14 protein-coding genes are annotated in these 13,028 nt (G+C 67.3%); 4 read left to right on the forward strand and 10 right to left on the reverse strand.

The annotated features are described in order from the left end of the window. Positions 1–19: 19 nt before the first annotated feature. From JS528_RS02230 to JS528_RS02270, 9 genes are all read right to left on the reverse strand, one after another. Positions 20–853 (reverse strand): NUDIX hydrolase, encoded by an 834-nt coding sequence (locus JS528_RS02230; RefSeq protein WP_214357452.1) that lies wholly within the window; start codon positions 851–853, stop codon positions 20–22. 218 nt (positions 854–1,071) lie between these two features. Beyond that, positions 1,072–1,695 (reverse strand): SMC-Scp complex subunit ScpB, encoded by a 624-nt coding sequence (scpB, locus tag JS528_RS02235; protein WP_240541244.1) that lies wholly within the window; start codon positions 1,693–1,695, stop codon positions 1,072–1,074. After that, complete coding sequence (locus tag JS528_RS02240) at positions 1,695–2,510, reverse strand: segregation and condensation protein A (protein WP_420838168.1); 816 nt, start codon at positions 2,508–2,510, stop codon at positions 1,695–1,697. Before JS528_RS02240 ends, scpB begins: the two co-directional genes overlap by 1 nt. Positions 2,511–2,542: 32 nt before the next feature. Further along, entirely contained in the window at positions 2,543–3,382 is an 840-nt protein-coding gene (locus tag JS528_RS02245) for a ParA family protein (RefSeq protein ID WP_214357453.1), read from the reverse strand. 22 nt (positions 3,383–3,404) lie between these two features. Beyond that, the gene (xerD, locus tag JS528_RS02250; protein ID WP_214357454.1) at positions 3,405–4,337 is read right to left on the reverse strand and encodes a site-specific tyrosine recombinase XerD; all 933 of its coding nucleotides are present in this window, start codon (positions 4,335–4,337) and stop codon (positions 3,405–3,407) included. A 137-nt stretch (positions 4,338–4,474) separates the two neighbouring features. Then, complete coding sequence (rplT, locus tag JS528_RS02255; RefSeq protein WP_214357455.1) at positions 4,475–4,858, reverse strand: 50S ribosomal protein L20; 384 nt, start codon at positions 4,856–4,858, stop codon at positions 4,475–4,477. Between the two features lie 46 nt (positions 4,859–4,904). Beyond that, on the reverse strand, positions 4,905–5,099 hold the full coding sequence (gene rpmI, locus JS528_RS02260) for a 50S ribosomal protein L35 (RefSeq protein WP_214357456.1): 195 nt from the start codon (positions 5,097–5,099) through the stop codon (positions 4,905–4,907). Further along, complete coding sequence (gene infC, locus JS528_RS02265; RefSeq protein WP_214357457.1) at positions 5,080–5,808, reverse strand: translation initiation factor IF-3; 729 nt, start codon at positions 5,806–5,808, stop codon at positions 5,080–5,082. The genes rpmI and infC overlap by 20 nt, the downstream gene beginning before the upstream one ends. A 284-nt stretch (positions 5,809–6,092) precedes the next feature. Further along, positions 6,093–7,853 carry a spermidine synthase gene (locus tag JS528_RS02270; protein ID WP_240541245.1) on the reverse strand — a complete coding sequence of 587 codons (1,761 nt, stop codon included), beginning with the start codon at positions 7,851–7,853 and terminating at the stop codon, positions 6,093–6,095. A gap of 97 nt (positions 7,854–7,950) precedes the next feature. On the opposite strand from JS528_RS02270, the gene JS528_RS02275 reads away from it, so the two are divergent. The 3 genes from JS528_RS02275 (at position 7,951) to ybaK (ending at position 10,686) form a co-directional block, all read left to right on the forward strand. After that, entirely contained in the window at positions 7,951–8,721 is a 771-nt protein-coding gene (locus tag JS528_RS02275) for a thiamine diphosphokinase (RefSeq protein WP_214357561.1), read from the forward strand. 205 nt (positions 8,722–8,926) lie between these two features. Beyond that, positions 8,927–9,985, forward strand: coding sequence for a type I glyceraldehyde-3-phosphate dehydrogenase (gene gap, locus JS528_RS02280; RefSeq protein ID WP_214357458.1), 1,059 nt, complete (start codon positions 8,927–8,929; stop codon positions 9,983–9,985). 191 nt (positions 9,986–10,176) lie between these two features. After that, entirely contained in the window at positions 10,177–10,686 is a 510-nt protein-coding gene (gene ybaK / locus JS528_RS02285) for a Cys-tRNA(Pro) deacylase (protein WP_214357459.1), read from the forward strand. 90 nt (positions 10,687–10,776) lie between these two features. Here ybaK and JS528_RS02290 read toward each other — a convergent pair whose 3' ends face one another. Then, complete coding sequence (locus tag JS528_RS02290) at positions 10,777–11,784, reverse strand: 4-hydroxy-3-methylbut-2-enyl diphosphate reductase (protein WP_214357460.1); 1,008 nt, start codon at positions 11,782–11,784, stop codon at positions 10,777–10,779. Positions 11,785–12,022: 238 nt separating this feature from the next. Between JS528_RS02290 and JS528_RS02295 the strand changes: the two genes are divergently transcribed. After that, entirely contained in the window at positions 12,023–12,979 is a 957-nt protein-coding gene (locus JS528_RS02295; RefSeq protein ID WP_214357562.1) for an aldose 1-epimerase family protein, read from the forward strand. Positions 12,980–13,028: the final 49 nt, after the last annotated feature.

Below are 13,028 nucleotides of genomic sequence, written 5' to 3' on the forward strand. Positions count from 1 at the left end.
CGGGTCGGTTGACGTATGTTCAGCGTGCAAGCGCCGACAACGCGTCGGCGTGCGCACGCGCATCCTGATTGCCGGCCCTCTCGCCCGCCGTTCGGGTCGTGCCGTCCGAGCGGTCCGACCGCGCCCATTGCGCGGGGTTCCACAGGTCGGGCCGCTCCCCGTCGTCCGGGTCGGCGGGGCGGGAGACGTACCGGTAGACGGCGGCCGGCCGGTGCCGGCCGATGCGCTGCTTCGCGCCGGTGTCCTCGAGCTGTCCGGAGGCGAGGATGCGGCGGCGGAAGTTCGCGAGGTCGATGGATTCGCCGGTGATGGCCTCGTACACGTCGTGCAGCTGGCCCAGCGTGAAGGTCTCGCCGACCAGACGCACGGCCACGTCCGGGTATTCGATCTTGTTCCTCAGACGCCACAGCGCGTAGTCGATGATGCGGCGGTGGTCGAAGGCGAGCTCGGGCAGCTCGTCCTCGGGGAACCATTTGACGTTGTCCGCCTCGGCGAGGTCGCGCGTCTCGGCCTGGCCGACGAGCGCCCAGTAGACGATGGAGACCATCGGCAGTCCGCCGCGCGAGCGGTCCGGGCCGCCGAACGTGTACAGCTGCTCGAGGTAGCGCGGATGCAGCGAGGTGGTCGATTCGAGCGCCTTGTAGGCGGAGCTTTCGAGCGTGCGGTCGGCCGAGAGGCCGCCGCCGGGCAGCGCCCACATACCCAGGTACGGCTGGCGCACGCGCCGGACCAGAGGCAGCCACAGCCGTCCGCGCCCCGCCTCGCCCCGATCGGGCGCGAGCGCGAGGATGACGACGGAGATGCCGACCTGCGGCGGCGCGAGGCGCCGTTCGGTGACGTTGCCTATGCCCATTCGTCCTCTTTTCCGTGTCGATCGTGCGGCGCGGGGCCGCAGGTCATGCAACGGACAAGAAGCATAACACCATTTATGGTCATTATGACCATAAATGGAAACGCCCGGCATTCCAAGGCTTGGACGGCGTGCATATACGCGAACGCCCCGGCGGGCGAGGCCGTCGTGCACGGCCACGCCCGCCGGGGCGAAAGCGAAACGGAAAGGTGGGGACGGTCCTATCTGGACTCGACGCCGTCCTCGGCCACCTCCTCGAGGACCTCGTCGGCCTCTGGCAGGAACGGGGCGAGGGACGGCAGGTCGTCGAGCGACTCCACGCCCATCTTCTCCAGGAACAGGTCGGTGGTGACGAGCCGCGAGGCGCGCGACTCCTCGTCGACGCCGTCCTCGCGCACGAGGCCTCGCACGAGCAGCGAGCGGACCACGCCGTCGCAGTTGACGCCGCGGATCGAGGAGACGCGGGCGCGGGTGACGGGCTGCCGGTAGGCGATCACCGCCAGCGTCTCCATCGCCGCCTGGCTCAGCCGCACGGACTGGCCGTCGGTGACGAACGCGGCGACGACCGGCTCGAACTCGACGCGACTGGCGAACCGCCATCCGCGCGCGGTGCGTCGCAGCTCGAAGCCATGTCCGGCCGTCTCGTAGGACGCCTGCAGCCGCTCCAGCGCCCCGGTCACGGCCTTCTCGTCGACGCCGAGCGCCCGAGCCAGATCGCCGGCGTGCTGCGGTTCGCCGGCGGCCATGAGGATCGCCTCGAGGCACGCCCCGAGCCCGCCGGGGAACCGGTCCGCCGCGTTCGTGTTCACATCCATGGTTCTGTCGGTCCTGTCGGTCATGCCCATCAGGCGAAATCTCCTTCGTCGATCACCAGCGAAGCCTGCTCGGGCGAGGCTCCGGCCATCCATCGCAGATGCAGCGGCTCGTAGGGGCCGTCCTGTCTGAACTGCACGACGCCCTGCTTGAAGAACGCGAGCAGGGCGAGGAAGCGCGCCGCCACCTCGACGCGGCGCGAGGCGTCGGAGACGAGCTCGTCGAACGTGGTCGTCTCCCCCTCGCCGAGCGCGAGCAGCCGCTCCATGACGATCCTCGACTGCTCACGCAGATCCGCGGGCGGCACGTGCAGCTGACGCACGCTCACCTCCTCGACCGGCGCGTTGGCGATCGCCCGGGCCGCGAGCTTCGCCAGATCGTCCGGCGAGACGGTCCAGACGAGCTCGGGCATCATGGCGCGTACGCCCTCCTCGACGACGCCGGGATGCGGGTAGCGTCCGCCGGCGCGCGCCATGCGTTCGCGGAACTCGCGCGACGCCTCCTTGTAGGCGCGGTACTGCAGCAGACGCGCGAACAGTAGGTCGCGCTCGCGCAGGGCCTCCATGCTCGATTCGTCGCGCACGCCATCCTCGTCGGACGGCAGCAGCGACGCGCTCTTGGCCTCGATGAGCACCGAGGCCACGTCGATGAAGGCGCTGGCCTCGTCCATGCCGGACGGGGCGGACGGACCGGACGGACCGGACGCGGCGGACAGGTCGAGTCCGCGCACGTAGTCCAGGAACTCCTCGGTGATCGAGGAGAGCGATACCTCGGTCAGATCGAGCCGACGGGCCGTGATCATGGACAGCAGGACATCGAACGGGCCGGAGTAGACGTCGAGATCCACCGAGAACCCGGTGCCGGCCTCCTCCTCGCCGTTCAGGCGATCACCCCGTTCGCCACGAGCTCGCGCGCCACCTCGCGGTACTCCCGGCTGGTCTTGTGGCTGGGGGCGTACATCGTGATCGGCGCCGCGGCGACGGTGGAGTCGGGCAGTTTGATCGAGCGGGAGATGACGGTGTGGAACACCTTGTCCTGGAAGGCCTCGTAGATGCGCTGCATGACCTCCTCGCAGTGCAGGGTGCGCGTGAACATCGTCACCAGCACGCCGTAGACCTTGAGGTTCGGGTTGATGCGGCTCTGCACCTTCTCGATGGACTGCATGAGCAGGGCCACACCGCGCAGGGCGAAGAACTCGGCCGCCACGGGGATGATCACGCCGTCGGCGGCGGTCAGCGCGTTCACGGTCAGCAGGCCCAGCGAGGGCTGGCAGTCGATGATGATCACGTCGTACTCGTCGCGCAGGGGGCGCAGGACGCTGTTGAGGATCTGCTCGCGCCCCACCTCGGTGACGAGCTGCACCTCGGCGGCGGACAGGTCGATGTTCGCCGGGATGATGTCGAGGTTCTCGAACGCGGTGTGGCGCACGACGTCGTGCACGTCGACGCGCGTGTTGAACAGCACGGTGTAGATGGTGTTCTCGACGGTGTTGGCGTTGATGCCGAGGCCCACGGTGGCGGCCCCCTGCGGGTCGAAGTCGACGATCAGGCAGCGGCGGCCGTACTGGCTCAACGCGCCGGCGATGTTGATCGAACTGGTGGTCTTGCCGACGCCGCCCTTCTGGTTGCACATGGCGATGACCCTGGCCGGGCCGTGCTGTTGTAGGGGTTCGGGGACCGGGAAGGTCTCGTATTCGCGTCCAAGCATATCCGTAGGCATACTGTTCACCTTATCATCACCGTCACTTCGCACGCGGATGGGCCGTCAGGTACGTCGCGATGAGGTTCTCGGGGCTCACGTGCGTGTAGATCTGGGTGGTCGTCACCGAGGCGTGGCCGAGCAGCTCCTGCACGGTGCGCACGTCCGCGCCGCCCTGGATCAGATGCGTGGCGAAGGAATGACGCAGCGTGTGCGGGTGCAGCGGCTTGTCGATGTGCGCGCGCTCCCCCGCGCCCCGCACGACCTCCCACACCGACTGGCGCGACAGACGCCGGCCGCGCTTGTTGAGGAAGACCGCCCGGCGTTCGGGCGTGGGCGCGTTGCGGATGCGCGACTCGAGCTCCGGGCGCCCCTTCCGCAGATAGCGGGTCATCGCCGCGCACGCGTAGGTGCCGATCGGCACGAGCCGCTGCTTGGAGCCCTTGCCCGTGAGGCGGACGACGTGCTCGTCGCCCAGATCGAGATCGTCGAGGTTGACTCCGACCGCCTCGGAGACGCGCGCACCGGTGGCGTACATGAACTCGAGCAGCGCCTTGTCGCGCAGCATCACCGGGTCGTCGCCCTCGGTCGGCACCGCGTCCAGCAGCCGCGACACCTCGTCGACGGTGAGCACGTCGGGCAGCGTGCCCGCGCCCTTGGGCGCCTTGACCGCGGCGGACACGTCGTCGTGGACCAGATGCTGCCCCAGGGCGAAGCGGTGGAACTCGTGCACGGACGCCAGACGCCGGGCCTTCGAGCGCGCCGACTCGCCCAGATCGTCGAGGAACGCGACGTAGTCCTCCACGTCGTAGCGGGTGACGTGCGCGACCCCGTCGACGCCGCGGGAGCGCAGCCAGGAGACGTACCGCCTCAGATCGGACTCGTACGCCCCGACCGTCGACCGGGTGAGTCCGCGCTCCACGTCGATATGCGCGAGGAACTGCTCCAGCAGCCGGTCGAATTCGTCCTTCGCCATGGCATCGGCCATCATGTCACCCCCGTACGTCCCGTGCCCTCCACCGAAAACACGAAGACCCCGCGCAGTGCGGGGTCTTGCCGATCATGCGTCCGATCCGGCGGGACCGGACGTCACCTGACGATCATAGCGTCGTCTCAGGCCTCGACCGGGGCGTTGACGTCCTCCGGCAGAGCGGCCTTGGCGGCCTCGACGATGGCCTTGAAGGCGTCGGCGTCGGAGACGGCCAGCTCGGCGAGGGCGCGACGATCCAGCTCGATGCCGGCGAGGTGCAGGCCCTGGATGAAGCGGTTGTAGGTGATGCCCTCGGCGCGGACGGCGGCGTTGATGCGCTGGATCCACAGCTTGCGGAAGTCGCCCTTGCGAGCCTTGCGGTCGCGGAAGTTGTAGTTGAAGGAGTGGAACAGCTGCTCCTTGGCCTTACGGTACAGGCGGGAGCGCTGGCCGCGGTAGCCGGAAGCCCTCTCGAGAACGACGCGACGCTTCTTGTGGGCGTTCACTGCGCGCTTGACACGTGCCATAATCTATTTCCTCAGCTTTCTAAATGTCTTGTCTCGAAACGTCGGCTCACTTGGCGAGCATGCGGTTGAGCTTCTTGGCCTGCGCGGTCGGGATGACGGCGTCGGCCTTCAGCTGACGACGCTTGCGGGCGGACTTGTGCTCAAGGTTGTGGCGCATGGAGCTGCCGACCTGCATCAGCTTGCCCGTACCGGTGCGACGGACGCGCTTGGAAGCGGCGGAGTTAGTTTTCATCTTCGGCATTGCTGCCCTCCTTATTGATGTGCTTCTTGCTGGAAGTCGAGGGGGAAATCGCGGTCTTCGCTTCGGCCGCGGCCTGGGCCTTGGCGTCCTGCTTGGCGGCCAGACGGGCGGCCTGGCGGGCCTGACGCTCAGCGCGGGATTCCGCGCCGCGACGGCGCTGCTCGGACTGGGTGTGCACCTTCTTGCCCTTGGGCGCAAGCGTCATGATGATGTTGCGACCCTCCTGCTTCGGCTTGGACTCGACGGTGCCGTATTCCTCCACGTCGGCGGCGAGGCGCTGCAGCAGCTCGACGCCACCGATCGGACGGGACTGTTCGCGGCCACGCAGCATGATGGTGACCTTGACCTTGTCTCCGCCGTTGAGGAAGCGGACCACGTGGCCCTTCTTCACTTCGAAGTCATGGTCGTCGATCTTGAGGCGGAAGCGAATCTCCTTGATCTCGGCCGTGTTCTGATTGCGGCGAGCCTCACGAGCCTTGATCTTCTCGTTGTACTTGAACTTGCCGTAATCGATGAGCTTGGCGACCGGAGGCTTCGCGTTGGGCGCCACCTCGACGAGATCGAGGTTCGCTTCCTTCGCCAGGTTGAGGGCGACCGAGGTCGCGATGACTCCCACCTGCTCGCCGTTCGGGCCGATCAGGCGCACCTGCGAGACGCGAATCTCGTCGTTAATGCGTGGTTCGTCGCTGATGATGACTCCAATCCTCAAATTTCCTCTACGGGACCGGGACTCACTTGGACGTCGTTCATCGTTTCGGTTTCACGGCAGGCCGATGTGCGCCTTGTGGCGCTGTGTTGCAACTTCCGCGCTGATGCGCGCTCTTGTGGGCTTTCCACGCGCATGCGACATGCGAATGCATGGAAAGGAAGGCCATTGCCTTGAACCCGAGGCCATGAAAGGCTTCCAGGTGGGGTTGCCCCGCTTTCTTGATTTCTCAAGCCGAATAGGTACTATACCACATCCCCGGACCGGGCGTGTCGCGCCCGCCGCGTTCACTGCACCGCGCGCAGCAGACCGCCGATGCCCTCCTTTTCGAGGATGTCGCGGTAGGGGCCGGCCTCCTCGGCGATGAGCTGGTCGATGGCGCGCATGCCGAGCAGTTCGACCGGCGCGTGGTCGTCGGTCAGGATCAGCGATCCGTCGCCGTCGTCGTTCGAGGGGTCCCCGACGGCGGTCATCCGCCCGCCGACCCCGCTCATGTACGCGGCGAGCTCGCCGTCGGCGGTGCGCTCCCACGTAGCGGCCCTCAGCGCGTCGGCCCTGACGTCCGAGCGCATCGAGGAGCCGATCGGCTCGGAGACCGTGGCGATCTCGCCGGTGCGTCTCCACGAGTCGGAGCATCCGTCGTAGCGGGCGAGCTCGGCCCGGGTGGGCGCCTTGGCGAACAGCTCGCGGTTGGTGGTGCCGGGCACATCGGCGGTGTACGTCGTGCCGATGCGGCACGCGCCGTCGAACACGTTGGCGATGGTCGTCTGCAGGGCCTCGTTGATCGAGCCCTCGCCGTCGGAGATCATGTTCATGTTGACGACCATGACTCCCCCGGGATTGAGGTGGGCGCGCACCATCGTGAAGAACTCGTCGGAGCTCATCTGGAACGGGATGGTGATGTCCTGGTACGCGTCGACCATGATCACGTCGTACCGCTCGCGCGAGGCGGCGAGCCATGCGCGGCCGTCGTACGTGGAGACCGGCACGTCGTCCGGCTCGTCGAAGTATCTGACGGCGAGGTCGGTGATCTTGCGGTCGATCTCGACGCCGGTGACGCTCATCTTCGGGTAGTAGCGCCTGAGCTGTCTCGCGTAGGTGCCGGTGCCCATGCCGAGGATGAGGGCCGAGCGCGCGTGGTCGGCGAGCGCCGGCGCGGCGAGCGCGGTGTCGTAGTACATGCCGGTCAGGCCCTCGTCCTTCATCGTGACGGACTGGACGCCGAAGAGCACGTTGGTCGACAGGATGGTGCGGTCGGACAGGTTCTTGACCTGCAGGTAGTTGTAGATGGACTCGCCCTCGTAGGCGAGGGTCGTGCGGTTCTCCCAGAACGCGAATCCGGTCATCGGCGACAGGACGGCGGAGACGGCGAACACGACGGCCGAGACGGCGCAGGCGACGCGCCTCGCGCGCATCGAGACGAAGTAGACGAGCGGGATCGCCAGGAGCGCGCCGGAGAAGAGCAGGAACGTGACGAACGTGCCGGCCGCGGGGATGGTGACGAACGTGGGCAGGAAGGTGCCGAGGATCGAGCCGACGGTGTTGCATGCGGACAGGCGGCCGACGACGGAGGCGTTGTCGTCCAGGGAGTCGGTGGCGAACTTGTTGAGTCCGGCGGTGACGGTGCCGAGCAGGAACAGCGGGGGCACGAAGACGAGCATGCAGGAGACGAACGCGGCGATGACGAGGAAGTTCGTCGAGACGGTGACGATGAGGAGCCCGGAGACCAGGAGGATCACGAACTTGCCGACGAGCGGGATGAGCGAGATCCACACGGCGGCGGCCATGATGCGCAGGTAGAGCTTGTCCGGGTCGGGGTCGCGGTCGGCCCACCGCCCGCCGAACACGGCGCCAAGGGCCAGGGCGATCATGATGGTGCCGATGATGATGGTCCATACGATCTGCGAGCTGGAGAAGTAGGGGGCGAGCAGGCGCGAGGCGCCGAGCTCGGCCGCCATCACCGCCATGCCGGAGAAGAACTCGGTGACGTAGAGGAACGTCTTGGATCTGAGGATCGGCCTGTCGCTCGCCGCTGTTTTCACTGCCATAAGCGTCCACGGTACAACGACGGGAGGGTGAGCGGCGCGGGGCGCATCGGATCGCGGGCGCGTAGACTGGGCCGGTATGAACGAGACGACTGGGCGGATGACGGACGGCGCGGACGCGGGCGCCGGCGGCGGAGAGGTGTGCGTGGTGTTCGCCGCGGGCGAATACTACGACGTGCGGGACAACCCCGCGAACGCGGTCGAGGTGCCCCGCGGCGCGTTCGTCGTCGCAGCGGACGGCGGGCTCGACCATACGCGCGCGCTCGGCGTCGAGCCGGACGTCGTGGTGGGCGACTTCGATTCGCTCGAGGGCGCGCGGCCGGCCGCGGGCGGGCGCACGATCGCGCTGCCCCCGCTCAAGGACGATCCGGATCTGCTCAGCGCCCTGAAGATCGGCTGGTCGCACGGCTGCCGCACGTTCCATATATATGGTGCGCTGGGCGGACGCATCGACCATACGATCTCCTCGATCCAGCTGACGGCGCTGATCGCGCACCACGGCGGCATCGGGTTCCTGCACGGCGACGGGACGATCGTCACGGCGATCTGCGACGGCGGGCTCGCCTGGCCGGCCTTCGACGCGAGGGCGGGGCGCATGGTGTCGGTGTTCTCGCATTCGGACGTCTCCCGGGGAGTGGACGAGCCCGGTCTCAAATACCGGATGATGGACGGCACGCTTCATGGCGACACGGTGCAGGGCGTGAGCAACGAGTTCCTGCCCGGCACGGCCAGCGCCGTGAGCGTGCGCGAGGGCACGCTGATCGTGACCTATCCGGCGGAGGCGCCGGCCCCGCAGGTGACGCGGTACCATGGGTTCTCGGGCGATCTGGGGCCGCTCGACACGGCGGTCTCCCCGCTGCTGGCGGGCTGACCGGAGGGTCCGCGCCCACCTCTCATCACGCCACCGGATCGGCGCGCCCGGAATGTGAACGCTCACAAAATTTCCGGGGTTTTCACTGGAAACACCCCGGAAAACATTGCCCGAAGTACAGGTGAGGCATTACAGTAAATACCGTTGGTAAACAATGGTTCCATGTGCGTCCACGCGCGTGGGGCCTTCCCCAAGGGAGAATTACATGACAGTTAAGATTGGTATCAACGGCTTCGGTCGCATTGGTCGTCTCGCCTTCCGTCGCATCTTCGAGCTCCAGGCTCGCGGCGGCCAGGCTGGTGACATCGAGGTTGCCGCCATCAACGATCTGACCACCCCGGCCACCCTGGCCTACCTGCTGAAGTACGATTCCACCCACGGCACCTTCCGCCATGACGACGGCACCCCGGTCGACGTCAAGGCCACCGAGGACTCCATCGTCGTGGACGGCAAGGAGTACAAGGTCTACGCCGAGAAGGACGCCAACAACATCCCGTGGGTCAAGAACGACGGCGTCGAGTACGTGCTCGAGTGCACCGGCTTCTACACCTCCGCCGAGAAGTCCCAGGCCCACATCAACGCCGGCGCCAAGAAGGTCCTGATCTCCGCCCCGGCCAAGGACGACGTCACCCCGACCGTCGTGTTCGGCGTGAACCACGACATCCTCAAGGCCTCCGACGTGATCGTCTCCGCCGGCTCCTGCACCACCAACTCCATGGCCGCCATGGTCAAGCTGCTGGACGAGAAGTTCGGCATCAAGGCCGGCTTCATGACCACCATCCACGCCTACACCGGCACCCAGATGCTGCTGGACGGCCCGCGCGGCACCAAGACCGGCCGTAACCTGCGCGCCGCCGCCATCAACACCATCGCCCACTCCACCGGTGCCGCCAAGGCCATCGGCAAGGTCGTTCCGTCCGTCAACGGCAAGCTGCAGGGCCACGCCCAGCGCGTCCAGGTCCCGGACGGCTCCGTCACCGAGCTGACCACGGTCCTCAACAAGGAGACCACCGCCGACGAGATCAACGCCGCGTTCAAGGAAGCCTTCGAGAACTGCGAGTACTACGGCTACAACGACGAGGGCATCGTGTCCTCCGACATCCTGGGCGACACCCACGGTGGCGTCTTCGATCCGACCCAGACCGATGTGAACAACATCGACGGCCTGACCCTGGCCCGCACCGTCTCCTTCTACGACAACGAGTACGGCTTCACCTCCAACATGATCCGTACCCTGCTGTACTTCGCCGAGATCTCCGAGTGAGTCGCCGCGGGACGTCCCGTTCCGCATGATTCGCCGGTTTCCCGAGTGAGGAAACGGCCATAGGCTGATGAGACCCCCGCCCCGCGCGGGGGTTTTCTCGTATCGGCTCCGATCCCGCATCGCGGACATCCGCTCTCTTCCACCGGCCGCGAGACGCGCTCCGTCACCGAACGGGAGTATGACTATGAGGCATGACCAAGAAAAAGAAGCATGAGAAGGGCGCCGGCTCGACACCGGCGACCGTGGAACTGGAACGGGCGGGCGTCGAGTTCACCCCGTACGAGTACGAGCATTCGAACGACCACATGGACGACGGCTACGGCGTCGAGGCCGCCACGAAGCTCGGGTTCGACGAGCATCAGGTGTTCAAGACCCTGATGGCCGACACCGGCGACGAGCGCGTGGTGGGCGTCGTCCCCGTCTCCGGGCACATGGACCTCAAGGCCCTGGCCGCGGCGGTCGGCGCGAAGAAGGCGGCGATGGCCGACCCGAAGGTCGCGATGCGTGAATCCGGGTATGTGGTCGGCGGCATCTCGCCGCTGGGGCAGCGCACGCGGCACAGGACCGTGCTTGACGAGAGCGCCCTGCAGTTCGACGTGATCCTCGTCTCCGGAGGCAAGCGCGGCTTCTCCGTCGGTGTGAACCCGCACGACCTCATGAAGGTCCTCGACGCCGTAGCCGCCCCCATCGGCACGTGGTAGACCGCTGCGAAGGCTACCGGCGGCGAAGCTCCGCCGGCTGAGCCGTGAAGCGGACAGTCCGGTGGACTGTCCGTAGGCGAAGTGAGCGGTTTACCGCGAAGGTTGCCTGCGGAGTTCCGCAGGCAACACGAAATGCATGTTCTCCTTCGTGGTCTCCACGGAGGAGATCTCCGTATACCCCTTCTCCCTGAGCGCGGCGATGACGCCGTCGACGTACTCCTCCGGCACCGAGGCGCCCGAGGAGACGCCCACAGCCTCCACGCCCTCGAACCACGCGTCGTCGAGATCGCCGGCGTCGTCGACGCGGTGCGCGCGCCCGCGCTCCCCCAGTCCCTCCTGCGCGACCTCGACGAGACGCACGGAGTTCGACGAGTTCGCCGATCCCACGATCACCACGCAGTCAGACTCCTCGGCGACGACCTTCACCGCCGCCTGACGGTTGGACGTCGCATAGCAGATGTCCGAGCTGGGAGGCATCTCGATCCAGGGGAAGCGCTCCCTGAGCGCGGCGATGGTGCCGGCGGTCTCGTCGACGCTCAACGTGGTCTGCGTGAGCAGCACCAGCTTGGTGTCCGGGGTGAAATCGAGCGAGGCGACGTCGTCCTCGTGCTCGATCAGATGCACGTGCTCGGGGCTCTCCCCCACCACGCCGACGGCCTCGTCGTGCCCCTTGTGGCCGATGTAGACGATCTCGTAGCCGCCGCGCGCGAACCGCGTCACCTCGCGGTGCACCTTGCCGACCAGCGGGCAGGTGGCGTCCACGACGTTGAGGCCGCGGGCCTTCGCCTCGGCCTTGACCGACGGCGAGACGCCGTGGGCGGAGAACACGACCGGCACTCCGGCGCGCGCCGCGGCGTCCGGGATCTCGGCGAGCTCCTCGACGAACACCGCGCCCTGCGAGGACAGGTCCTCGACCACGTGCTTGTTGTGCACGATCTGACGGCGCACGTACACCGGCGGCAGGCCCTCGGCCTCGAGCGCGGCGCGGTCCGGCGCCGAAACCGGGCTTCCCTTGAGGATCGTGTGCACGGTGAGGATCGCGCGGTCCACGCCCGCGCAGAACCCTCGGGGATCGGCCAGCACGATGCGCTTGCCCATAAGTCCGTCTCCTTCATGTCTTGTCGCCTCGGACCCGCCGAATCGTCTCCGGCCGGATCCATCCGTCCCAAGCCTATCAACCTGCGGCCGCCCGCCTGAGGCGGAACGCGCGGGGAACGTGAAGAAACGGCGTGTGCGAAGCGCAGGAAAACACCATAAACGCCAGAAACCGCATGTGCGTCGAGACCGCCCACGCACTAGGATGGTAGCGGTAACACCACCTCTCACTACGGAGTGAATCATGAGCACGACACCGCGCACCGGCAACCAGTATTCGATCCACTACGGCGACTATTCCGCCGTGGTCTGCGAGCTCGGATCGAAGCTGCGCCGCTTCGACTGGCAGGGCGAGGAGATCTTCTGCCCGTTCGGCCCGGACGACCTGACCCCCACCTGCAACGGCTACATCCTGGCCCCGTGGCCGAACCGCATCAAGGACGGCGAGTACGACTTCAACGGCAAACACTACTGCGCGCCGGTCAACGAATGCCACCCCTCCCCGCGCCACAACGCGAACCACGGCTACGCCTACCACTACATGTGGAGGCTGGAGTCCCTCACGGACAACGCCGTCACGCAGTCGCTGCGCTTCCCGAACCTCGACGGCTACCCGTTCGACGTGACCGTGACCGCCACCTACGAGCTCGGCGAGGACGGCCTGACCGTGACCGTCGCCGCGTCCAACGGCGGCGACGAGCCGGCCCCGTGGGCCCTCGGCCTGCATCCGTGGCTGGCCAACGGCAGGCAGGGCGCGACGAGCGAGGAGCGCGACGCCGACTCGGCCGCCTGCCGTCTGAAGATCGACGCGAACGAGCACGTGGTCGTCGACGACGGCCTCATCCCGACCGGCGTCGAACCGGTCGCCGGCGTGACCGACCTGCGCGAGGGCCCGACGCTCGAGGGCCGCTCCTTCGACGACGCGTGGCTGGACGTCAATCGCGCCGCCGACGGCACCACGACCACCGTGTTCACCCGCCCCGACGGCATCGAGGTCAAGCTCGTCGGCGATAAGACCATCAACGCGTGGCAGTGCTACACCGCCACCGGCGCGCCGTTCGAGGAGCACCCGTACGGCGTGGCCGTCGAGCCGATGACCGCCCCGGCCAACGCGTTCCGCTCCGGCGACCATCTGGTCACGATCGCCCCGGGCGAGACCTACACCACCGTCGTGCGCTACGAGGTGACGCGCAGGTAGCGACGGCCGGCATGCCCTGACGGCATGAGCATGGACGAGTATGGAAAGG

It is taken from the genome of Bifidobacterium santillanense (assembly GCF_018555385.1).
Classification (GTDB): domain Bacteria; phylum Actinomycetota; class Actinomycetes; order Actinomycetales; family Bifidobacteriaceae; genus Bifidobacterium; species Bifidobacterium santillanense.

What these genes read in the sequence shown, in the direction of transcription:
- JS528_RS02230 (WP_214357452.1), bottom strand. Translation starts at nt 853, where the DNA reads ATGGGCATAGGCAACGTCACCGAACGGCGCCTCGCGCCGCCGCAGGTC.
- scpB (WP_240541244.1), bottom strand. Translation starts at nt 1,695, where the DNA reads ATGGGCATGACCGACAGGACCGACAGAACCATGGATGTGAACACGAAC.
- JS528_RS02245 (WP_214357453.1), bottom strand. Translation starts at nt 3,382, where the DNA reads ATGCCTACGGATATGCTTGGACGCGAATACGAGACCTTCCCGGTCCCC.
- xerD (WP_214357454.1), bottom strand. Translation starts at nt 4,337, where the DNA reads ATGGCGAAGGACGAATTCGACCGGCTGCTGGAGCAGTTCCTCGCGCAT.
- rplT (WP_214357455.1), bottom strand. Translation starts at nt 4,858, where the DNA reads ATGGCACGTGTCAAGCGCGCAGTGAACGCCCACAAGAAGCGTCGCGTC.
- rpmI (WP_214357456.1), bottom strand. Translation starts at nt 5,099, where the DNA reads ATGCCGAAGATGAAAACTAACTCCGCCGCTTCCAAGCGCGTCCGTCGC.
- JS528_RS02270 (WP_240541245.1), bottom strand. Translation starts at nt 7,853, where the DNA reads ATGGCAGTGAAAACAGCGGCGAGCGACAGGCCGATCCTCAGATCCAAG.
- JS528_RS02275 (WP_214357561.1), top strand. Translation starts at nt 7,951, where the DNA reads ATGACGGACGGCGCGGACGCGGGCGCCGGCGGCGGAGAGGTGTGCGTG.
- gap (WP_214357458.1), top strand. Translation starts at nt 8,927, where the DNA reads ATGACAGTTAAGATTGGTATCAACGGCTTCGGTCGCATTGGTCGTCTC.
- ybaK (WP_214357459.1), top strand. Translation starts at nt 10,177, where the DNA reads ATGACCAAGAAAAAGAAGCATGAGAAGGGCGCCGGCTCGACACCGGCG.
- JS528_RS02290 (WP_214357460.1), bottom strand. Translation starts at nt 11,784, where the DNA reads ATGGGCAAGCGCATCGTGCTGGCCGATCCCCGAGGGTTCTGCGCGGGC.